Origin of the sequence: Actinomadura sp. NPDC047616 (genome assembly GCF_040642915.1) — a bacterium.
Taxonomy (GTDB): Bacteria; Actinomycetota; Actinomycetes; order Streptosporangiales; family Streptosporangiaceae; genus Spirillospora; species Spirillospora miaoliensis.
On record NZ_JBEYTB010000009.1, the window covers coordinates 227,859 to 249,588 of the forward strand.

Annotated in this window: 15 protein-coding genes; 9 read left to right on the top strand and 6 right to left on the bottom strand. The window is 75.4% G+C overall.

Annotation, left to right across the window (positions count from 1 at the left end):
* Positions 1–113 precede the first annotated feature (113 nt).
* The 3 genes from ABZ801_RS22765 (at position 114) to ABZ801_RS22775 (ending at position 2,942) form a co-directional block, all read left to right on the top strand.
* Positions 114–1,088 (top strand): aminopeptidase, encoded by a 975-nt coding sequence (locus ABZ801_RS22765; RefSeq protein ID WP_360700908.1) that lies wholly within the window; start codon positions 114–116, stop codon positions 1,086–1,088.
* A gap of 703 nt (positions 1,089–1,791) precedes the next feature.
* Positions 1,792–2,250, top strand: a complete 459-nt coding sequence (locus ABZ801_RS22770) for a DoxX family protein (RefSeq protein ID WP_360700911.1) — start codon at positions 1,792–1,794, stop codon at positions 2,248–2,250.
* 260 nt (positions 2,251–2,510) lie between these two features.
* Positions 2,511–2,942, top strand: coding sequence for a hypothetical protein (locus ABZ801_RS22775; protein WP_360700914.1), 432 nt, complete (start codon positions 2,511–2,513; stop codon positions 2,940–2,942).
* 254 nt (positions 2,943–3,196) lie between these two features.
* Here ABZ801_RS22775 and ABZ801_RS22780 read toward each other — a convergent pair whose 3' ends face one another.
* From ABZ801_RS22780 to ABZ801_RS22790, 3 genes are all read right to left on the bottom strand, one after another.
* Positions 3,197–3,694, bottom strand: a complete 498-nt coding sequence (locus ABZ801_RS22780) for an MSMEG_6728 family protein (protein ID WP_360700917.1) — start codon at positions 3,692–3,694, stop codon at positions 3,197–3,199.
* A gap of 291 nt (positions 3,695–3,985) precedes the next feature.
* Positions 3,986–4,237 (bottom strand): cell division protein SepF, encoded by a 252-nt coding sequence (locus ABZ801_RS22785; RefSeq protein WP_344947461.1) that lies wholly within the window; start codon positions 4,235–4,237, stop codon positions 3,986–3,988.
* A 121-nt stretch (positions 4,238–4,358) separates the two neighbouring features.
* Positions 4,359–4,805 (bottom strand): SPW repeat protein, encoded by a 447-nt coding sequence (locus tag ABZ801_RS22790; protein ID WP_344946975.1) that lies wholly within the window; start codon positions 4,803–4,805, stop codon positions 4,359–4,361.
* A gap of 479 nt (positions 4,806–5,284) precedes the next feature.
* Between ABZ801_RS22790 and glnII the strand changes: the two genes are divergently transcribed.
* On the top strand, positions 5,285–6,298 hold the full coding sequence (gene glnII, locus ABZ801_RS22795) for a glutamine synthetase (RefSeq protein ID WP_344946972.1): 1,014 nt from the start codon (positions 5,285–5,287) through the stop codon (positions 6,296–6,298).
* 103 nt (positions 6,299–6,401) lie between these two features.
* Here glnII and ABZ801_RS22800 read toward each other — a convergent pair whose 3' ends face one another.
* Positions 6,402–6,773, bottom strand: a complete 372-nt coding sequence (locus ABZ801_RS22800; RefSeq protein ID WP_344946969.1) for a DUF2203 domain-containing protein — start codon at positions 6,771–6,773, stop codon at positions 6,402–6,404.
* A gap of 180 nt (positions 6,774–6,953) precedes the next feature.
* On the opposite strand from ABZ801_RS22800, the gene ABZ801_RS22805 reads away from it, so the two are divergent.
* Positions 6,954–7,634, top strand: a complete 681-nt coding sequence (locus ABZ801_RS22805; protein ID WP_360700922.1) for a DUF6069 family protein — start codon at positions 6,954–6,956, stop codon at positions 7,632–7,634.
* On the opposite strand, the gene ABZ801_RS22810 is transcribed toward ABZ801_RS22805, so the two are convergent.
* Both ABZ801_RS22810 and ABZ801_RS22815 read right to left on the bottom strand, forming a co-directional pair.
* Positions 7,628–8,476 (bottom strand): hypothetical protein, encoded by an 849-nt coding sequence (locus ABZ801_RS22810; RefSeq protein ID WP_360700924.1) that lies wholly within the window; start codon positions 8,474–8,476, stop codon positions 7,628–7,630. The two genes, ABZ801_RS22805 and ABZ801_RS22810, sit on opposite strands and share 7 nt — an antisense overlap.
* Before the next feature lie 47 nt (positions 8,477–8,523).
* Positions 8,524–8,982, bottom strand: a complete 459-nt coding sequence (locus ABZ801_RS22815) for a universal stress protein (protein WP_344946960.1) — start codon at positions 8,980–8,982, stop codon at positions 8,524–8,526.
* 302 nt (positions 8,983–9,284) lie between these two features.
* Here ABZ801_RS22815 and ABZ801_RS22820 point away from each other — a divergent pair, with 302 nt between their 5' ends.
* The 4 genes from ABZ801_RS22820 (at position 9,285) to ABZ801_RS22835 (ending at position 21,670) form a co-directional block, all read left to right on the top strand.
* On the top strand, positions 9,285–10,337 hold the full coding sequence (locus ABZ801_RS22820; protein WP_360700927.1) for an alpha/beta fold hydrolase: 1,053 nt from the start codon (positions 9,285–9,287) through the stop codon (positions 10,335–10,337).
* Positions 10,338–10,643: 306 nt separating this feature from the next.
* Positions 10,644–17,780 carry an SDR family NAD(P)-dependent oxidoreductase gene (locus ABZ801_RS22825; RefSeq protein ID WP_360700930.1) on the top strand — a complete coding sequence of 2,379 codons (7,137 nt, stop codon included), beginning with the start codon at positions 10,644–10,646 and terminating at the stop codon, positions 17,778–17,780.
* Complete coding sequence (locus tag ABZ801_RS22830) at positions 17,777–20,884, top strand: beta-ketoacyl synthase N-terminal-like domain-containing protein (protein ID WP_360700933.1); 3,108 nt, start codon at positions 17,777–17,779, stop codon at positions 20,882–20,884. Before ABZ801_RS22825 ends, ABZ801_RS22830 begins: the two co-directional genes overlap by 4 nt.
* Positions 20,885–20,962: 78 nt before the next feature.
* Positions 20,963–21,670, top strand: coding sequence for an alpha/beta fold hydrolase (locus ABZ801_RS22835; RefSeq protein ID WP_344946948.1), 708 nt, complete (start codon positions 20,963–20,965; stop codon positions 21,668–21,670).
* Positions 21,671–21,730 lie beyond the last annotated feature (60 nt).

Consider the following 21,730-nt stretch of genomic DNA (forward strand, 5'->3'; position numbering starts at 1 on the left):
CGCCTGCGCGGGTGACGGCCACCCGCTCGCATCGAAGGATATCTCTTGACTGTCCTTCAAGATTAGCCTACAACTTCGGAAGACGATCTAGTAGGACAGTGGAGGTTCCGGTGATGGAAGCGTCCGTCTCCGACAGCGCCAGGCTCGTCGTGGAAGAACTGCTGCAGGTACACGCCGACGAACGAGTCGGGATCGTGCTCGACGCCGAGAGCGTCAGGGTGATGGTCGAGGCGATCGCTGAGGCGGTCGCGAGCCTGGGAGCCGAGTGCACCCTCATGGAGATGCCCGTGCGCATGGACGCCCAGCGCAACGAACTCACCCGGCCCATCGAAAGAGCACTGGAGGAGACGCAGGTACTGATCGGGCTGACCGGGTCCTGCGGGGCGCCCACCTACTCCGCCGTGGTCCAGGACCTGCTCAAGCGCGAACAGCTTCGCATGATCTCAATGGTCATGCGGCCGCTGGAGGTCTTCACGGGGGGCGGTGCGCTCGCCGACTACCGGGCGCTCCATGACGACGGTCGGCGCCTCGGCCGCCTGTGGGAAAGCGGCCGCCGGATGCGAATCACCAGCCCGGCCGGAACCGACATCACCGCGCCCATCGCCTTCGAAGACGTATGGGTGGAGTGCGGTTACGCCAACCGGCCCGGAATGGCCTCGGCCTTCTCCGACGGTGAGGTGTCCTCACGCCCGCTGGAGGGCACGGCCGAAGGCGTTATCGTCGTCGACGGCCCCATCGCCCACCTGGGCAAGCCAGACGAGCCACTCCGGATCGACGTGGCCGGTGGCCGCGTCCAGGCCGTTGCCGGGGCCAGTGGTCAGGCCGCCGAGCTTCGACACCTGCTGGACACGATCTCCAACCTGGACAACATCGCCGAGTTCGGAATCGGCCTCAACCCCGCATGCCGCCGTAACGGCAGGTTCGAGGAAGAGAAGAAGGCCAGAGGAAACGTCCACATCGCCCTCGGCGACAACATCTTTTACGGCGGCACCACCGCCAGCCCCATCCACATGGACATGGTGATCTACGAGCCCACGGTCACGCTGGACGACAAGGTCCTGGTCGAGCGAGGCCACGTGCGCCTGTAGGCGTCAACACGACCGGAAAGCACACGAGGGCTCCGCGGCCTGGTCAGCGCGGCCCCCCGGACCAGCGTCCACCGCTGGTCATCGGCATGGCCGTGCGCATCCGGGCCGCGGTTGAAGCTCCGCCTTCAATCGCCCTCCACGCGGATCGCGGGCCTGTTCAGGGGCCGCAATCACCCGGTTTCTCTCCCGGCCGTGCCGTGCGACGCGCCGACGGCGGAGATCCGCCTCGCCCAGTGCCCGGCGGACCGCCTCCATGTCGCGTGCCACGACGCGGGTGTCAACGTGATCGAAAAGCGGACCGGTGACCCGTCGGCCCCCCTGCGCGCGCCGCTGGTGGTAGGACACCAATCGCCGCCGGCGGAGCAATCCGCCGGCGGTCGCGTGCATTGCCGAAGTGGACGCTGACCTGCGGCGACCGACGCCATGTCGAACACCTCCCCATGGAGACCATGCGGGATTATTTCCTGCGAACGGGGCGTCGGCTCATATACCCAGAGTCGAAGCATCCGGCAATGAAACTTCCACGCCGAGTAGTGGCGGGTGCTTCGGCGTTGGAAGGGGCCATGAAAGGCGTGGAAGGGCGTTCCGTTCGGCAAACGCGTGTCCTACGGTTTTGTTGCCCAGTCCATGCGGGGCCCGGCCGAGGACGTTCTCATGCGGCCGATGAGTTGATTGGGCATGCAGTCCAGTTCCAGGAGAAACCATGCAACACGTACGTGACGCCGTCCTGTCGTTGTTCCGTGTCGTGGTCGGCCTGCTGTTCGCCTGTCATGGAGCCGCGAGCCTGTTCGGAGTCCTCGGCGGGCCGCACGGCGGGGTGCCGGTCCGCGTCGGCGAGTGGCCGAGCTGGTGGGCGGCCGTGATCGAGCTGGTCGGCGGCGGCCTGGTGATGATGGGCCTGGGCACCCGCCCGGCCGCATTCGTCTGCTCCGGGGCGATGGCCTACGCCTACTTCACCGTCCATCAGCCCAAGGAACTGTTCCCGCTGGTCAACGGCGGCGAGCTGGCGGCCATGTTCTCCTGGTCCTTCCTGCTGCTGGCACTGTTCGGCGGCGGCCCCTGGGCGCTGGACGCACTGATCGCCCGGCGGGTCCGGCCCGCGAAGACGGTCACCGTCCGCGCCCCCGTCGCACCGAATGCCGGGCATACCGGGAGCGCCTGACCTGGACGCCCAGACCGGGCCGTTCGAGGGCGGCCGCGAGCCCACGCCGCCTGGAGCGGGCGGCGTGGGGGCTCGCCTTTCCGCACGGGCCGCACGCCGCGCGACGGCCGCCCTGCTCCCGAGCGGGGCGGACGGCTCGGGCCGGCCGGCGCACGCCGGGCCATTAGTCGTCTGCGGAAATTCACTCGGCATGGATCTCGGGTCCGGGTACAGTCGCGGCTCGGTGAGCGTGGGCCGGCTCCGGCAGAGAAGGTGAATCCATGGCGCGGAGAGATCCCCAGGAGAAGAAGCGGATCAGCTATGCCAAGGACCGCCGCAATGCCTACGCCGAAAACGACAAGTCCTCACGGAACGCCGTACGGCTGAACAAGCGGTTCCCGCACCGCGCCAACCGGCACCGGGTGCAGCAGGTCCTCCGGGACGCGGTCGGCGCGCCCGCCGCCGACACCGCGGACGACGTCGAAGAACGCCTGGGGCGCCGGCGGCCGAAGAGATGGCGGAAGCATCCGGACCTGCCGCTCGGCGACTGGGTGGAAAGCCGGCTGGAACGGCGTCTCGAACTCGACGCCGAAAGCCCGGCCAACGAGCGGCGCCTCGCCCGCGTCCGGCAGAGGAGACGCCGCCGGGCCAAGCTCCGCACCCTCAGGACGGCGGAGATCGCCACGAAGGGAACCGTCGAGCGGAACTGGTAGCTGCTTCGCGCGCTGCGGCGGGTCTCACGAAAGGGGCCCGGTGACGGAAGGCCGCGCCTCCGGGATCTGGCAGGAGCCCAGAGGTGCGGCATTTCCGATCCACGCTTGGAGTGCCGGACTCCTTCGCGGGAGTCCGACCGCATCACCGCCTCCACCGCGCGTGCGGTGGTGCCGGTGTCGGGCGCGGGCGCGGCCGTGCTGGCGGCCGTGCGCTGCCCGCGTCCGTGGTGTTCACAGACGCCTGAGGGGCGGGGTCAGGTGGGGCGGGCCGGTTGGTCGTGCTCTCCACGGTCGCGGTCCGAGCGCGGCCAGACGTACGGCAGGTCGGCCGGTACGCCGGGGAAGATCGGGCCGTAGAACTCGGGATCCTTGCGGACGAGGGCGGAACGGTGGCTCAGGTGCAGGGCCGGGTCGCCCAGCCAGGGCGGCAGCTGCCCGGCCTCGGCCAGCCGCGCCTGGGTTCGCGGCCGCTCGGTGCCCTCGGCGGTGAGCAACTCGGCCGTCAGCGTGGCGGCGCAGGTGTCGTTGTGGCCGAGGGCGCACCACCGCTGACACATCTCCAGGCCATAGCGGACCAGCGCCTCCTCGTAACCGGTCCACATCCGCACGGCCGGATGGTGCCGCCAGCCATACCCGGGCACCGTGAGGCCGCGCAGCACCTGGATCGTCTCGACACGCTGCTTGCCGAGCCTGCGCCGGTCGAGGACGCGGGCCGTGGCGGCGAAGTCCGCGTACGGAAGGAAGGTCTGCACGGCCCCATCGATTCCGGATCGGCGGCTCTGCCGCGGCGGCGGACGGGCGAGCCGGTCGCCGTCCCGCGGCAGGTCGGCATCGTTGCTGCCCCCAGCCGGAGGGCCGAAACCTGGACGTCGGCCGGGTGATGCCCGCTGAACCGGATGCCCGTGCGGCGGCCCCGTCCTTTCCGGCAGGGCGTGGTGCTGTGGGGGACCGGAAGTGCGTTCAGCGCGTCGTGGCCGGGTCACGCCGGTCGGCCGGTCGAGAGGGCGGCGGGCGCTGTGTGGGAGGGGGCGGCCGGGGAGAGGTCAGTCGGAGGGCGTGGGCAGGACGGTGGGTTTGGGCTGGCCGTCGGGGAGGAGCAGGAAGACCTTGGGGCTCAGGCGTTGCATGTCGCCGCGGCGGCCGAAGACCAGGCCCGCTGCGAAGTCGACGAACTGGCGGGCCACGTCGTCGGGGAGGTCGGTGAGGTCCATCACGACGGGGACGCGTTTGTTGCGGAAGAAGTGCCCGACGTGCAGGGCCTCGTTGTAGTCACGGGGGCGCAGGGTCTTGACCATCACCTCGTCAGTCTCGCCGAGCGGGGCCGGACGTCAAGAGAGGGCCCCGTCCCCTGAGCGGGGGCGGGGCCTTTGGTGGCTCTCCCCGCGACGGCGGGTGAGGGCCGGGGGGCGTGGGCGGTCACCTCGGGCGGCGCATGCCCATGCCGCCCGCGCGGGTGCCCGCGAGACCGAGGGTGGCCAGGCCAAGGACGAGGATCAGTGCGCCCACCACGACATTGCTGACGATCGTCGGCGTCGTGTTCATGCGACCGGCGATCACCCACGGGCTGATGATCGTCCATACGCCGATGATGGGTGCGACCCAGGCGATGCCGTACGTGCGGCCGAAGGCCAGGGCGAAGCCCAGCCCGAGCGCCGCCACCGCGAGGCCGGTGATCAGGTTGTTCACCGTGATCGGCCGCAGGCCGCTGAACCCCACGATCCACGGGGAGATCGCCAGGTAGAGCCCGCTCAGCACGGTCAGGCCGTCCAGGGCCTGCGCGGTGGGACTCGCCGCGGCGAGCTCGTACCGCGTGCGCATCTCGGCTATGTCGGGATGCCGCTCGATGTCTGCCGGGTGCGTCATCTGATGCACACCACCTTCCGGTGCCGGGGACGAGACGGTCCCGCCCCTGGCTCGCCTCCCGCGGTCGGAAGCCTCCCGTTACGGGAGGACGAGTCATCCATCGATCCTTCCTTTCACGGTAGCCCGGTCCGACCGGCCGGTAAGGGCGGGGACCGCGCCCTTGGCGTGGTGTTTGCCCATGTCATGGGGCATTGTTGGGGTTCGTCCGGTGGGGGCGGGGCGGGCCTTGACCGGGCGCTGGGGCGGCGTCGAACGCGGGACGCGGGGCACGGGTGATCCCGTGGAGAAGGCCATGCGTGCCCACGACGGACGACGCCGGGTGCCGGTGAGCGTCCCAAATGGGGGACCGGGTGGGGGCGTGCCTGGTCAGCGGCCGGTTTAACACGGCGTTCACATACGGGCAATGGACCCGAAATCGGGCGTTGTCAACCTTTCCAAGGCCGAAACCACCGGGACCGGCAACACGAAGGGATCGCACGTTGACCTACAAGGCCGAGTACATCTGGATCGACGGCACCGAGCCGACCGCCCGGCTTCGGTCCAAGACCAAGATCCTCCCGGACGGCGCCGACCTGCCGGACTGGGGGTTCGACGGGTCGAGCACGAACCAGGCGCCGGGGAAGAACTCGGACTGCGTGCTCAAGCCGGTCTTCTCCTGTCCCGACCCGCTGCGCGGCGGTGACCACAAGCTGGTGCTGTGCGAGGTGTACCTGCCGGACGGGACGCCGCACCCCACCAACACCCGGGCCGCGCTGCTGCCCGTCGCCGAGAAGTACGCCGCCCAGGAGCCCTGGTACGGCATGGAGCAGGAGTACACGTTCTTCAAGGACGGCCGTCCGCTCGGCTTCCCCGAGCGCGGGTTCCCCGCGCCGCAGGGCTTCTACTACTGCGGCGTCGGATCCGACGAGGTGTTCGGGCGTGAGATCGTCGAGCGGCACCTGGACGCCTGCCTGGCCGCCGGGCTGAGCGTGTCGGGCATCAACGCCGAGGTCATGCCCGGCCAGTGGGAGTTCCAGATCGGCCCGGCGGGCCCGGTCGAGGTCTCCGACCAGATGTGGATGGCGCGCTGGCTGCTGTACCGCATCGCCGAGGAGTTCGACGTGGCCGCCACGCTCGACCCCAAGCCGGTGGCGGGCGACTGGAACGGCGCGGGCGCGCACACCAACTTCTCCACCAAGGCGATGCGCGAGGCCTACGACCCGATCATCACCGCGTGCGAGGCGCTGGGCACCAAGGCGCAGGAGCACATCGCCGGGTACGGCGCCGACATCGAGCGCCGCCTGACCGGCATGCACGAGACCGCCCCCTGGAGCGAGTACAGCTACGGCGTGTCGGACCGGGGCGCCTCGGTGCGCATCCCGTGGCAGGTCGAGGTGGACAAGAAGGGCTACATCGAGGACCGCCGCCCGAACGCCAACTGCGACCCGTACGTGGTGACCCGGCTGATCACCGACACCTGCTGCGAGGCGCTGGAGCGGGCCGGACAGGTCTGAGCACAGGGGCGGCGCCGGGCGTCGCCCCCACGGGCGAGGGGGTTTCGGGAGCGGGGCGCTTCCCGGAACCCCCTCCAGCGTCTCCGGGCGGGCTCCGGCGTCCTCAGGCGAGGGGGCGGCGGCCCGCGAAGCCGAGCTCGGTGCGGTGGTACCAGCCCAGCTCGGTGTCGCCCTCCAGCCAGCACAGGCGGACCGAGCGGCCGTCCAGCACGGCGGGGAAGTCGACCAGGAACGGCGCGATGCCCTTGATCTCGATGCCCTGGCCGGTGAACCAGGCGATCTGCTCGTCCAGCCGCGCCTCGAACGCCTTCACCTCGGCCATGCCGCCCAGCGGGGACGAGCCGGACGCGCGCAGGTCCAGGGCGAGCTCGGCCAGGTCGGCGCGGAGCCGGACGATCTCGGCGGCGCGTGCGCGCACCTCGGGGATCAGGGCGCGCGCCTGGGCCACGGTGAACTCGCGTCCGTCCGCCGTCACTGCGCCGCCCCCCGAGGTCGCTTCCGGTGGCAATTTTCCCCCACCGAACGTTACCTCCCGCCCCGACAGGAATGGCGAAGGGGCATCAAATGACCGCAAAGTGTCGATGCCGGGGGAGTTCACCGTACGTGGCCGGGTAGCACCTGGGACGTTCACGTCGGGGGGACAGGGGGAGGCGCCATGGCCGGGACCCCGTTCGGACGGTTCTACGGCGACTCGCCCGACAGGGACCGGCACGGGACGGAGGGCGCCGGCCACCGGGCCGGACGCCCGCGGCACCACGGCACGGACGGGGCGCCGCCGCGCGCCTGGCAGCGTTCCTTCCGGTGCCAGTCCGGCATCGGACGGTCGGCGTGGTACGCCGACAGCGCCATGGCCCGCTACCGGCGGTTCATCGCGCTGCACGAGGCGTTCTCCCTGCCGCCGGACGTGAACGAGCGGCGCCTGTGGCTGAGCGGCGCCGGCGTCTCGGCGGCGGCCGCGGGCACGGCGTTCGCGGGGGTGCTCGTGCTGCGCGGGCTGTTCGGGTTCGACGTGCCCGTGTTCGGCGGGGGCCAGGGCCGGGCCGTCCCGGCGGCCGCGACGTACGCGTTGTGCGCGGCGGCCGCGGGACTGCAGGCGACCGCGCTGCTGAACGTCCTGGCGTCGGTGGCCGTCCGTCCCGTGCGCGCCTTCGGCTGGATCGGCGCGCTGGCCGTCCTGCTGCTGACGCTGCTGCCGCTGACGGTGCGCGCCCCGCTGGAGGACGCGCTGGCCACCGCGGCGCTCAACCTGCTGACCGGCTGCCTCATCACCGGGTCGCTGGCGGCCGCCGGCGCCTGGTCGACGTCCTGGCCGCCGCGTCCGCCCGTGCCCTACTGACCGCCGACGGTGATCGTCAGCGGGCCGGGCGCGCCGGTGGAGGTGATCCGCAGGTGCCGCAGGCGGCGCCGCACCCGGTGGTCGACGGGCTCGGCGGGCGCCAGGACGCACAGCTCGCGGTGCAGGCCGGAGAAGCCGACGACCAGGGTGGCGTCCCAGGTCCCGCGGGGCAGCGGGTCGTCGACGAACGCCCTGGTCATGGGGATGTCGGCGGTGTAGGTCATCCGGTCGGCCCCGGCGTCCAGCATCGCGATCGCCTCGTACACCCGGCCGGTGCGGCGGTCGCGCAGCGCGAGGGTCGCCGAGATCGGCGGGGCGAACGCGCGCAGGTCGAGATGGCCGCTGACGACGAGGGTCTCGTCGTGCTCGTTCCAGGCCACGGCGTCGGCGCGGACGTCCCCGGCGACGTGCCGCTCGCCGCCCACGTCGACCGCCAGCGGGCCGTAGACGCTGAAGTACACGGTCACGGTGGTCGAGTCGGGCAGGAAACCGCGTCGCGGCGAGACGTCGAGGCCGGGGGAGCGGCCGGGGCCGAGCGGCACGGTCTCGGCGCCGACGGTCAGGTCGAGGTCCCACAGGCCGTGCGGCAGCGGCCGGCCGTCGGCGGCGCCGGCGACGTCGACGGCCGCCTCGAAACGCAGGCCCCCGGACCCGGCCGGCGCCGCGGTCGCGGGGCACGACAGCGTCCGGTCGCCGTCGTGCTCGCGCAGGACGAGCCGGGCCTCCGGCGCGCCGGCCGGTGCGGGGTGCAGCGACCCGGCGACGCGCAGGGTCGTCCCCGTCCAGCCGACCTCGGTGACGACGGCGTCGTGTTCCGTTGTCTCCTGGTATGTCACGGGCACCGGTCTTCCCCGCATGCGGCCGCGCACTCGGCCGCCGGGGCCGAAGGTCAGGGCACCACGGTCACCGGCCAGCGTCCGGCGCGCACGAGCCGTACCGCCACCGAGCCGATCAGCCGGTGCCCCGCCTGCTGCGACGCCCCGACGATCACCGCGTCGGCGCGGGACTCGTCGGCGACGCGCGACAGCACCCCGTACGCGTCGCCCTGCTCGACCAGCAGCTCGTAACGCACCTCGTCCGGCCGCGTGGCCGCCACGCGCTCCAGCTCCCCGCGCAGCTCGGCGACGATCTCCTCGCTGGCCTCGCGCAGCACCGCCGCGCCGCCCGGGGTGAGCGTCGACATCGACGCCAGCGGGGTGACGTGCACCAGCAGCAGCCGCGCGCCGCTGCGCCGCGCCAGCCCCCAGGCGTAGGAGGCCGCCCGCAGGGACGTCTCCGAGCCGTCCACACCGGTGACGATCACCTTCGGTCCGTCTCTGCCGTACTCGAACGGCCCCTCGTGCACCACGACTCCCAGCCTAGGGCCGCCACGCGCCGCCGCCTCCGTCGCCTCCGCGGGCGCCCGCCGGAAAAAACTCGCGGCGGTTGCGCCGGGACGGCGCACGCGGCGAACCGGGAAGCGGAACGTGCGGGCCCGCCGAGCGCGTCCCATCGTTTTCACGGTTTCTTTCCGGGGCGGGACGGCGGGACGGCCCGACGGATTTAACACGCTCTTCACAGGGATGTGATATGAACCTCACCGTGGATGCACGCAGAATGGTCTGAGATTCCCCCGCGTCCGGCTCGCCGAACGGAGTGGACAATAGCGAAATGAAGCCGTCCCCCCGGAGCGTGCGCGACGCCGCGGCCGGCCTGGCCCGCAAGGTGCTCTACGGCCGCGTCGCCGACCTGCGCCCCATGCCCGCCGATGTGGCCGAGGCCGAGCCCCGGGGATGCCTGCACCGCTACCGCCCGCCGGAGGGCGTCATCCCCACCGGGCCGCCGGTGCTGTTCGTGTCGCCGCTGGCCGCGCCCGCCCGCTGCTACGACCTGCGCCGGGGCTGCAGCCTGGCCGGACACGCCGTGGCCCGGGGGCGGCGCACCTACCTGCTGGATCCCGGCACGCCCCGCTTCGCCGACCGCGGGCCCGCGCTGGCCGCCTGGGCGGGACGGGTGCTGCCCGCGGCGATCCGCGCGGTCAGCCGGGACGCGGGCGGGCAGCCCGTGCAGCTCGTGGGGTGGTGCCTGGGCGGCGCGTACTCGTTGCTGGCCGCCGCCGACCCCGCGCTGCCGATCGCCTCGGTGACCGCCGTGGCGATCCCGGCCGGGCCGCCGCCCGCGCCGTTCCCCGGGGGATTGTCCAGGATGCTGGGCGACCGGCCGAACGCGTTGCTGGAACGAGCTTTCCGATTCGCCGACGTCGACAAATACCTGCGCCGTCCTTACAAGATAATGACAGGCGTTGACATCATCGAGTTCCTGGCGCAGGAAGAGGCGGTCGACCACTTCCTCGGCATGATGCCGGCCGCACCGGGACGCACCGCCGAGCAGGTTTACACCGCGTTCGTGCGGGAGCTCGCCCCGGCCGGAGACCGGCTCGAGATCGGCGGCCGCCGGGCGCGGCTGGCGGACGTGCGGGTGCCCGTGCTCCTGGTCGCCGGACGCGGCGACGCGGTGGCGCCGGTCGCGGCCGTCCGCTCGGTCGCCCGGATGCTCACCGGCTCGCCCCGGCTGCGCCTGGTGGCCGCGCCCGGCGGGCACCTCGGCGTGCTGACCGGCCCCGCCGCCCGCGCCACCACCTGGACGTACCTGGACCGCTGGCTGGACGAGGGCGTGCTGCGCCACGGCATCCGCGCCCACCGCCGGGAGGCCGCCAGCGTCTGACCCGCGCCCGCCCCCGCCGGGGGCCGACGCATCCGGAGCCGACCGCCCCGCGCCGCCCGGTCGCCGCTCCCCCCGAACCCGGCGGGCCGGTCGCCGCCCCGGCCCGCCGGCCCGTCTCCGGGCAGCGCCTCGCCCGGCCGTCGGATTTCCGCTGGTCAAGGGACCTTCCAGGGAATCTTTGGAGAGGCGTTAATCAGCGTGCTTCCTGGTGTGTCGTCCCCGTGCCGGTCTCGTCGCCGACCGTAGTGTTGCGCAGCGTCGCGGGCCCGTGCCCGCGGTAACAGGCGTAACGTCGGGGGGCAGCGCATGACGGCTGGCAGGGGCGAGCTCCGAGCCGGGGAGGCCGGACGGCCGGCACGGACCGAGGCGGACGCGGGGCATCGCGACCGGCCGCCGACCGGGGCTCCGTTCGACGGGCCGTTCGACGTGCCTTTCGACATCGTCGCCATGGCCCCGTTCGGGCGGACCGCCCCGCGGCTGACGGTCGCCGTCGCGCGGGCGGGCGCCCTCGGGGTGCTCGACCTCGGCGCCGACCGCGCCGCCGCGCTCGCCGCCCTGGCCGAGGTCGGCCGGTGGTGGGACGGCACGTTCGGCGTCCGCGTCCCGGCCGGATGCGGCATCCGCCCGGCCGACCTGCCGGACGCCGTCGACACCGTCGTCATCGACGCCGCCGCCCTCGGCCTGGCCGTCCCCGGCGACGACGCCCTCGGCGGGAATCCGGGACGGCCCGCCGGTGCGCCGTCCACCGGAGGCGGCCCGGGGGCGGTGTCCGCCGGAGCGCAGGGCGGCGCGCCCATCGTGGTGCCCCAAGCGCGCGGTGCGGCGGTCAAGAGCGGGCGAAGCACTTCTCCAGGCGTCCCCGAGCCCGCCGCCGCCGGCGACGCGAAGCCCGCCAAGCCCAGCGTTCCGATGCCCACCCCGCCCGGCGGCGCGTCCCGCATGGGAGGCGGTGCCGGGCAGGCCGACGTCCGTCCGGCCGACGCCGACCTCGACGACGCGGGATCGGTCCGGGTGATCCCGGCGGGCGAGCTCAGACGAGAGCAGGCCCAGAGCACCGGGCCGGCCGAGGGCGTCGTCGTGCTCGACCGCGAGGAGGCCGAACGCAGGAAGGCCGCGCCCACCACGGCGCCGGGCCGGCCCGGGGACCGGATCGACGCGGCGGAGTTCGCGCGCGGACGGCGGCTGCTGGTCGAGGTCGTCGACCCGGCGGAGGCGGAGGCGGCGGTACGGCTGTGCCGCGAGCTGTCCGCCGACGGCGACCGCAACGGCCCGACCCTGGTCGGGCTGATCGCACGCGGCGCCGAGGCGGGCGGCCGGGTCGGCGACCTCACCACGTTCGTCCTGCTGCAGCGTCTGCTCGGCGACCCGGCGATCAACGTGCCGGTGTGGGCGGCGGGCGGCATCGGCCCGCACAGCGCCGCCGCGGCCGTGGCGGGCGGCGCCGCCGGGGTGGTCCTGGACGTGCACTTCGCGCTGGTGCGGGAGATGGACCTGCCGGGCGACGTCGTCGCCGCGCTCACGGCCATGGACGGCGGCGAGACCCGCGTGGTGCGCGGGCACCGCGTCTACGCCCGGCCCGACCTGCCCGAGATCGACCTGGACGGCCTGGCCCCCGCGGAGATCAACGCCCGGCTCGGCGCCACCGGGCTGCGGTCGCGGCTGCTGCCGGTCGGGCAGGACGGGGCGCTGGCCGCCCCGCTCGCCGCCCGGCACGAGACCGCCGGCGGCGTCGTCCAGGCGATCCGCGAGGAGATCACCGCGCACCTGCGCGCCGCCGTGCGGGCCCGTCCGCTGGCGCCCGCCGACAACCCGCCCGGCGCGCCCGCCGGCCGCGAGTACCCGGTGGCGCAGGCCCCGATGACGGGCGTCAGCGACCGGTCGGCGTTCGCCGCGGCGGTCGCGCAGGACGGCGGCCTGCCGTTCCTGGCGCTGGCGCCCATGGACGGCGAGGAGACGCGACGGCTGCTGGCCGACACCGCCGACCGGCTCGGCGACCGGCCGTGGGGCGTGGGCGTCCTGGGGTTCGCGCCGCCCGAGCTGCGCGAGGAGCAGCTGGCGGCGGTGCGGGCGGTGGCGCCGCCGTTCGCGCTGATCGCCGGCGGCCGGCCCGCCCAGGCCGCGTCCCTGGAGGAGGCGGGCGTCGGCACGTACCTGCACGTGCCGTCGCCGGGGCTGCTGGAGCGGTTCCTGGCCGAGGGGGCGCGCAGGTTCGTGTTCGAGGGCATGGAGTGCGGCGGCCACGTGGGGCCGCGCGCGGCGTTCCCGCTGTGGGACGCGCAGGTCGAGCTGCTGCTGCGGTGGTGCGACGACAACCCGGCCGGCGCCGCCGAGCTGTCGGTGATGTTCGCGGGCGGCGTCCACGACGAGCGGTCGGCCGCGATGGTCGCGGCGCTGGCCGGGCCGCTGGCCGCGCGCGGCGCCGACGTCCGCGTGCTCATGGGCACCGCGTACCTGTTCACCTACGAGGCCGTGGCGGCGGGCGCGATCCTGCCCGGCTTCCAGCAGACGGCGCTGAGCTGCGACGGCACCACGCTGCTGGAGACCTCGCCGGGGCACGCCACCCGGTGCGCCCGCACGCCCTACGTGCGGACCTTCGAGGAGACCCGGCGCCGGCTGGAGGCGGCGGGCACGCCCCAGCACGAGATGTGGGCGCGGCTTGAGGAGCTCAACCTCGGGCGGCTGCGCGTCGCCGCCAAGGGCCTGCGCCGCGACCCCGCCGCGCCGGCCGACGCGTCCGCCGGGGACGCGCCGGAGCCGGTGGACCCGGACGAGCAGCGCCGTGAGGGCCTCTACACGATGGGGCAGGTGGCGGCGCTGCGGTCGGCCACCACCGGCATCACCGCCCTGCACGAGCAGGTCACCACCGGCGCCACCTGCTTCCTGGAGACGCGGGCCGTCGCGCTCGGCATCGGCGTCCCGGACGAGGAGCCGGACGCGCGGCCGGTGCCGCGGGCCGAGCCGGAACCCGGGCGGCCCGACGAGGACGGCGCGCCGCCCCTTGACATCGCGATCGTCGGCATCGGCTGCGTGTTCCCCGGCGCGCGGGACGCCGCCGAGTACTGGGCCGGGATCGTCGACGGCGCCGACCCGGCCACCGGCGCAACCACCGGCGCGCCGCCCGACCGCGGGCTCCTGCCGGACGTGCCGTTCGACCCGCAGGGGTACGGCATCGCGCCGTCGGCGGCGGCGGGCATCGAGCCGGTGCAGCTGCTGGCGCTGGAGGTGGCGGCGCGGGCGCTGGCCGACGCCGGTTACGCCGACCGGCCGTCCGACCGGTCCCGCTGCACCGTGATCTTCGGCAACGTGGACGCCGGGCGCGTCGCCGACCGCCTCGGCCTGGGCGGCTCCGCCCACGGCTCGGCCGCCGCCGCCGACCTGCTGGACGTCGCGTGCGGGCGGCTGGCGGACGGCGCCGGCGACATCGTGCTGTGCGGCGCCGCCGACGTGTTCGACGACGTGACGGCGGCGCGGCCGCAGGGCCGGTGCGCGCCGTTCGACGCCTCCAGCGAGGGGCGCGCCCCCGGCGAGGGCGTGGCGTGCGTGGTCCTCAAGCGCCTCGCCGACGCCGAGGACGACGGCGACCGCGTCTACGCGGTGATCAAGGCGGTGGCCGGGGCCGGCGACGCGCCGGCCGCCCGGCGTCCCGAGGCGCGACGGCGGGCGGCGCGGCGCGCCTACGCCCGCGCGGACGTCTCACCGGCCCGCGTCGGGCTGGTGGAGGCCCACGGCACCGGCGACCCGGCGGACGACGCGGCCGAGCTGCAGGCCCTCACGCGGGTGTTCACCGAGGCGGGCGCCGAGCCGGGCAGCGTGACGCTCGGGTCGGTCACGGCGCGGATCGGGCACACCGGCGGCGCCGCCGGGCTCGCGGGCCTGATCAAGGTCGCCTGCGCGCTGCACGCCGGCGTGCTGCCCGGCGCCCCGCACATCACCGAACCCGACCGCGCCTGGGACCCCGAGACGAGCCCGTTCGTGTTCGGCCGTCAGGCGCGTCCGTGGCCGGTGCCGCCCGCCGAGCGGTACGCGGGCCTGAGCGACGCCGGCTTCCACGCCGTCCTGGCCGCCCACGACGGCGCGCCCGAGCCGGTGTCCGGGCTGGACGCGTGGCCCGCCGAACTGTTCCTCGTCCGTGGCGCCGACCCCGCCGCCGCCCGCGACCGGCTCGACCGGCTCGGCGAGCTCGCCGCGACCGGGACGCGGCTGCGGGACCTGGCCCGCACGTTCGCCGCCGGCGACGGCCCGGTGCGGGTCGCGATCGTCGCCACCGGGCTCGACGACCTGCGGGCCAAGCTGACCGCCGCCCGCGAGTTCCGCGCCGCGCCCGGCGTGTTCGTCGCCGGGCGGGCGGCCGGGGCCGAGCCCGGGCGGGTGGCGTTCCTGTTCCCCGGGCCGGGCGGCCGGCGGCCCGACGCGCTCGCCGGCCTGTTCACCGCGTTCCCGCGGCTGCGGCGGCTGCTGCGCCTGGACGGCGGACGCCACGTCGCCGCGATGTTCCCGCCCGCCGCGTTCACGCCCGAGGACGCCGAACGGCAGCGCGCGGCCCTCACCGACACCCGCGTCGCGCAGCCCGCGCTGGGCATCGCCGGGCTGGCCCTGCACCGGCTGCTGACCGAGCTGGGCGTGCGTCCCGACATGGCCGCCGGGCACGGGTACGGCGAGCTGGTGGCGCTGTGCGCGGCCGGGGTGTTCGGCGAGGACGACCTGATGGCGCTCAGCACGGCCCGCGCCGAGGCCGTCCTCGCGGCGGCCGGGGCGTCCGGCGGCGCCGCGGACGGCGCTGACCCGGGGACGATGGCCGCCGTGGCGGCCACGCTCGGCGAGGTCCGCGCGGCGCTGTCGGGCATCGGGGGCGTCGTCGTCGCCAACCACAACGCGCCGCGCCAGGTGGTGATCTCCGGGACGACCGCGGCCGTGGAACGGGCGGTCGCCGAGCTGCGCGGCCGCGGCCTGCGCGTCCGTCCCGTCCCGGTCGCGTGCGCGCACCACAGCCCGCTGGTCGCGGGCGCGCCGGCCGTGTTGCGCGCCGAGCTGGGCCGCCGCGACCTGCGTTCGCCGGCCTTCCCGGTGTGGTCCAACACCACCGCCGCGCCGCACGACGGCGACCCGGGGGAGCTGGCCGCCACGCTGGCCGGGCAGGTCGCCGCGCCGATCCGGTTCGTCGAGCAGATCGAGGCGATGTACGCCGCGGGCGCCCGGGTGTTCGTCGAGGCCGGGCCGGGACGGGTGCTGACGGAACTCGTCGGGGAGATCCTCGGCGACCGTCCGCACACCGCCGTGGCGTGCGACGCTCCCGGCGGCGCCATCGAGGGCCTGCTGTGCGCGCTGGCCGAGCTGGCCGTCGCGGGCGTCCCGGTGGACGCGGCGGCGCTGTTCGCCGGGCGCGACGCGCGCCCCGTGCCCGCCCACGCCGCCGACCGCGCCGACGCGCCCCGCTGGACGGTGAACGGGCACCTCCTCCGCGCCGTCGACGGCGGGCGGCCGGCCACCGCGCCGCGGCCCGCCGAAGGCGCCGCGCCGATCACGGGAACGACCATGGATGCTGATCGTGATGTCCGTCCCGCCGAGGCCTCCGCGCCGCCGGCGTCCCTGCCGGCGCCGCCGGACGCCGACGCCACCGAGGCGGCGGTGCTGGAGTACCTGCGCGCCACCCGGGAGCTGGTCGCGGCGCAGCGCGAGGTCATGCTGCGCTTCCTCGGCGCCGCCGACGACGACCACGGGGACGACCACGGAGACGACCACACCGGCGACCACACCGGCGACCACACCGGCGACCACACCGAGGACGAGCCGCTGTCCGCCGAGTCGCTGGACGTGCTGCGCAGGGCGATGACGGCCACGGTGCCCGAGCCCCGGCCGTGTCCCGCGCCGGAGCCGGGCCGGCGGCGCCAGGAGGCGGAGGCGCCGGAGCGAGACGCGAGCCGGTCCCAGGCCGAGCCGCCGACGCCTCGGCCCGCGCCGGAGCCGGAGATGACACCGGAGCACGCGCCCGAGCCCGAGTCTCGGCCCGAGCCGGTGGGGGCGGCGCCCGTCCGGCAGGTGGTGCGGATGGCGGACCTGCCGGCCCTGCCGATACCCCCGCAGAAGCCCGGACGGTTCGACGGCCGCCGGTTCCTGATCGTCGACGACGGCTGCGGGATCGCGCTGGAGCTGGCCGACCTGCTCGAACAGCAAGGCGCGCAGGTGCGCACGCCGCTGGAGCCGGACGCGCCGTGCGACGGCCTGATCCACCTGGCGGCGCTGCGTCCGGGCACCGGGCCGATCCTGCCTGGCGCGTACGGCGGCGTCCGTGACGCGCTGCGGGGCGGGCTGCGCTGGCTGGTGCTGGCCTCCGGCGCGGGCGGCACGTTCGGGCACGAGTTCACCGGCGGCGGCGTCGGCGACCCGACGCCCGGGGCGGGCCTGCGCGGCCTGGCGCGCACCCTGGCGCAGGAGTACCCCGAGGTGCTGGTGCGCGCGATCGACGTCGACACCAAGGAGAACCCGCGCGCGGTGGCCGAGCGCATCCTGGCCGAGCTGCTGACCGCCGACGCTCCGGTGGAAATCGGCCACGACGCCGAGGGCCGCCGCCGCACGCTCGTCGTCGTCCCGGCCGAACCGCCCGCCGAACCGGGGCAGGCGAGCGGCGCCGCCGCCCGCCTCGGCCTCGACGCGGACGGCGTGGTGCTGCTCACCGGCGGCGCCCGCGGCATCACCGCCCGGCTCGCCCGCGAGCTGGCCCGCGCCACCGGCTGCCACCTGGAACTGGTCGATCGCACCCCGCAGCTGCCGGGAGCGGAGGACCCGCTGATCGCGGCGGCCTCCGACGAGGCGGCGCTGCGCCGCACGCTGCTGTCCCAGGGCGTGGCCCGCACGCCCGCCGAGATCGACGCGGGCATCCGGCGGATCCTCGCCGAACGGGAGGTCCGCGCGACCCTGGAGGCGCTGCACGGCACCGCCGCGTCCGTCCGCTACCACGCGGTCGACGTGCGCGACCCGCAGGCCGTGCGGGCCGTCGTGGAGGACGTGTACGCACGGCACGGCCGCCTGGACGGCGTCGTGCACGGGGCGGGGCTGCCGGCGGACGGCCCGGCCCGCGACAAGCACCCCGAGTCGTTCGCCCGCGTCTACCGCACCAAGGTGGACGGGGCCTGTGCGCTGGCCGCCTCCGTCCGCCCGGACCTGCGGTTCTTCGTGGTGTTCGGCGGTGTCGCCGGCGTGTACGGCAGCCCCGGCCACGCCGACCACGCCGCCGCCTGCGACGCCTGCGACACCCTGGCCCGCGTGTGGCGCACCGAGCTGCGCGGCCGGGTGCTGGTCGCCGACTGGGGCCCGTGCGCCGGGGACGGCGGCGCGGCGTCCGCCGGCGTCCCGCTGATCGATCCGGACGCGGGCGTGGCCGCCCTGCTGCGTGAACTGGCGTTCGGCGACGAGGTGCAGGTGGTGTTCACCGGGACCGCCCGGTGACCGAGCCGATCGCGATCGTCGGCCTGGGGGCGGTGTTCCCCGGCGCCGGGTCCGCGGCCGAGCTGTGGCGCAACGTGCGCGCCGGGGTCGACGCGATCACCGACGTGCCCGCGCACCGCTGGGACCCCGACCTGTACTACGACCCCGCGTCCTACGGCGCGCCGGCCGGCGACGGCCTGTACTGCCGCCGCGGCGGATTCGTCGACGAGCTGGCCACCGTCGACCCGGCCCGGTTCGGGATCGCGCCCGCGGCCGTGGCCGACATCGAGCCCGACCAGCTGCTGGCGCTGCGCACCGCCGCCGAGGCGATCGCCGACGCGGGCGGCGAGGAACGGCTGCCCGACCGGTCGCGGGTCGGCGTCGTCCTCGGCCGCGGCGGCTACATCACGCCCGGCGTCGCGCGGTTCGACCAGCGCGTCACCGTCGTCCGGCAACTGCTGGTCACGCTGCGGGAGCTGCTGCCGGAGCTGGACGCCGAGTGCCTGGAACGCGTCCGCGCCGCCTTCTGCGAGCAGACCGGCACGGGCGGCGGGGCGGGCGTCCTGCCCGGCTTCGCGGCCGCGCGCGTCGCCGACCGCTTCGGCCTGCGCGGACCCGCCTACACGCTGGACGCGGCGTGCGCGTCGTCGCTGCTGGCCGTCGAGCACGCGGTGCGGGCGCTGCGGTCCCGGCAGTGCGACGCGATGCTGGCCGGGGCCGTGCACCACGCCCACCACGCCACCGTGTGGAGCGTGTTCAGCGGCCTGCGCGCGCTGAGCCCGAGCGGGCGGATCCGGCCGTTCGACCGGTCCGCCGACGGGACGCTGCTGGCCGAGGGGACGGGGATGGTCCTGCTCAAGCGGCTGGCCGACGCCGAACGCGACGGCGACCGGATCCACGCGGTGCTGCGCGGCGTGGGCGTCTCCAGCGACGGGCGCGGCGACGGCGTCCTGCGGCCCCTGGTGGAGGGGCAGGTGCTGGCGGTGCGGCGGGCCTGGTGCGACGCCGGCCTGGACCCGGCGGCGCCGGGCGCGGCCGGACTGGTGGAGGCGCACGGCACCGGCACCCCGGCGGGCGACGCGGCCGAGCTGGAGACGCTGCTGCGGGTGTTCGGGGCGGACGGCCCGCCGCTCGGCCTCGGCTCGGTCAAGTCGATGATCGGGCACGCCATGGCCGCGGGCGGCGCGGCGGGGCTGATCAAGGCGGTGTGCGCGCTGCGCGAGGCGACGCTGCCGCCCACGCTGCACGTCGACGATCCGCATCCGGCGCTGGAGGGGACCCGGCTGCGTCCCGTCCACCACGCGACCGCCTGGGAGGGCCGGGCCGACGCGCCGCGCCGCGCGGTGGTGAACGCCTTCGGCCTCGGCGGCTGCAACGTTCACGTGATCCTCGAAGAACCGCCCGCGCACGCGTGGTTCACCGGCGTGGTCCGCCGCCCGCCCGCGCCGCCGGGGGCGGACGAGGCGACGGCGGGCGGCCGGGAGGTGCGGCTGGACCTCGGGACCCCGGTGATCCGGCTCGACGGCGCCGTGCCGCCGCTGTGCGTGGCGTCCGCCGCGGACGCGGACACGGCCGCGCCCGCCGGCGGGGCGCTGCCGCGGCTCGCCCGGGACAGTCCCGTGGTGGCCGAGATGAACGCGCTGCTGCGGGAGGCCACGGCGAGCGCGCGGACCGTCCTGAGGGCGCTGAGCACCCGCGCGGCCCCGCGGCCGGACGACGCCCCGGCGGTGACGGAGCTGACGGTCTCGCGGGTGTTCTCGCTGGCCGCGATGCCCTACGTCGCCGACCACTGCGTGATCCCGCAGCCCGCCGGCTGGCCGGAGATGTCGGACCGGTTCCCGGTCGTGCCGATCACCACCCTGCTGGAGGTGATGGCGGAGACGGCCCGCAGGCTGTGCCCCGGGCTGGTGGTCGCCGGGTTCCGGGACGTGCGGGCCCGGCGGTGGGTGGTGGCCGAGCCTGCGACCACCACCGAGATCCACGCGGAGACGACCGCCCCGGGGCGTCCGCGCGACGGTGTGCCGCGCGAGGTGAGCGTCACCGTCGGCGACCACGCCGACGGCGTCGTGCTGCTCACCGCGGCCTACCCGGAGCCGCCCGAAGCGGCCGCCCCGCTCGCCGGGGAGGGGCCGCCCCCGGTGGACGCCGACCGCTTCTACGAGGAACGCTGGACGTTCCAGGGGCCGCTGTTCCAGAGCGTCAGCGACATCTGCGCCGTCACAGGGGAGGGCGTGCGCGGCACGTTGGTATCACTGCCCACGCCCGGGGCGCTGCTGAACGGCGCGGGGCAGCTGTGCGGCCACTGGATACAGGTCTACGGGGAGGACAACCAGACCGTCTTCCCCACGGGCGTCGACCGGATCTCCTTCTACGGCCCGCAACCGCCGCAGGGGGAGCGCCTGGACGCCAACGCCCGTCCCCGTACGGTCACCGGCTCCACGGTGCGGTACGACGTGGAGTTGGCCCGCACCGACGGGACGGTGTGGGCGCGCATCGAGGGCTGGACGGTGCACCGCCTCTACACCGACGAGGCGTTGTGGCGGATGAGGTTCACCCCGGAGCTGACGTGCGTGGGCCGGCCACAGCCCGGGGGCTGGTGCCTGGCCCGCAGGCATTGGGACGCGGCCTCGTCCCGCGACCTGGTGATGCGGCTCTACCTGGGGGCGGCCGAGCGGGCGGACTACCACCGCCTGGCGCCCTCCGCCCAGGGGCCGTGGCTGCTGGGCCGTATCGCCGTCAAGGACGCCGTACGGAACTGGCTGTGGGAGCAAGGGCACGGGCCGCTGTTCCCCGCCGAGCTGTCCGTCCGTGATGACGACGCCGGACGCCCCCGGGTGACCGGCCCCTTCGAGACGGAACTGAACGTGGCCGTCGCGTACACGGACCGACTGGGCGTCGCGCTCGTGCGGCCCGTCCCGCAGACGGCACGCATCGCCGTCACCCCGATACCGGCCGGGGCGGACGCGACGGTGCTCGCCGCACGGGAACGGGCGCTGCTGGACCGGCTGCGGGCCGCGCCGGACGAGACGGTGACCGAGGTGGCGTCGCGTGTGGTGGACGGGCACGTCGTCGCCTGGACCGTCGCCGCGTACGGCACGCGCGCCAACGACAGGGGGGAGAAGTGACCATGGCAGCAGGGGACACCGCAGGGGAGCGGCCGCGCGGGCCGCGTCCGCGGCCGGCGCTGTGACCGGCCCGCCGTCATGGGAATCGTGCTGGCGCGGGGCGTGCGCTTCCACGTCGTCGACATGGGGACCGACGACGGAGAGCCGGTGGTGATGCTGCACGGGCTGTTCACCGGCAGCATCGCCACCTGGTACTTCACCGTCGCCCCCGCCCTGGCCCGCACCCGCCCGGTGCGGCTGCTTGACTGGCGGGGGCACGGCCTCAGCGAGCGTCCCCCGACCGGATACGACACCGCGACCATGGCGGCCGACCTGGCCGCCCTGACGGCCGACCTGCCCGCGTTCGCCGTCGTCGGGCACAGCTACGGCGCGGCGGTCGCGGTGCGGTTCGCCCGCGCGCACCCCGGCAGGCTCACCCGGCTCGCGCTGATCGACCCGCCGTTCACCCAGATCGACCTCAAGGCCGCCAAGGGCCTCGTCCGGTTCGACGGGGAGGGGTGCCTGGCCCAGCGCGCCGCGGCGCTGGCGACCGAGACGAGCGTGCTGGCCGACCTGGCCGCCGAGTCGCTGGTGACGGCGGAGGAACTGCGCGGGCTCGGCGACCTGCCGGTGCTGACGGTGGTCGGGTCCCGCTCACCGTTCCGCCGGTCCGCCGACCTGGTGGGGCGGGCGCTGCCCGCGTCCCGCCGCCACGTGCTGGACGGCGGCCACGACCTGCACATCACGGCGCGGGCGGCGCTGACGCGCCTGCTCGCGGAATTCCTGGAGGACGCAGCAGATGCCTGAGTTTCCGGGCCACGCCCACCCGGTGGGGCGGGAGGCCGCCGCGGAACCACTGGAGGTCTT

Bases quoted from the DNA above. Each gene is read 5' to 3' on its own strand.
- ABZ801_RS22835 (WP_344946948.1), top strand. From the start codon at position 20,963: ATGGGAATCGTGCTGGCGCGGGGCGTGCGCTTCCACGTCGTCGACATG.
- ABZ801_RS22785 (WP_344947461.1), bottom strand. From the start codon at position 4,237: ATGGTCAAGACCCTGCGCCCCCGTGACTACAACGAGGCCCTGCACGTC.
- ABZ801_RS22820 (WP_360700927.1), top strand. From the start codon at position 9,285: ATGAAGCCGTCCCCCCGGAGCGTGCGCGACGCCGCGGCCGGCCTGGCC.
- ABZ801_RS22805 (WP_360700922.1), top strand. From the start codon at position 6,954: ATGGCCGGGACCCCGTTCGGACGGTTCTACGGCGACTCGCCCGACAGG.
- ABZ801_RS22790 (WP_344946975.1), bottom strand. From the start codon at position 4,805: ATGACGCACCCGGCAGACATCGAGCGGCATCCCGACATAGCCGAGATG.
- ABZ801_RS22765 (WP_360700908.1), top strand. From the start codon at position 114: ATGGAAGCGTCCGTCTCCGACAGCGCCAGGCTCGTCGTGGAAGAACTG.
- ABZ801_RS22775 (WP_360700914.1), top strand. From the start codon at position 2,511: ATGGCGCGGAGAGATCCCCAGGAGAAGAAGCGGATCAGCTATGCCAAG.
- ABZ801_RS22825 (WP_360700930.1), top strand. From the start codon at position 10,644: ATGACGGCTGGCAGGGGCGAGCTCCGAGCCGGGGAGGCCGGACGGCCG.
- ABZ801_RS22770 (WP_360700911.1), top strand. From the start codon at position 1,792: ATGCAACACGTACGTGACGCCGTCCTGTCGTTGTTCCGTGTCGTGGTC.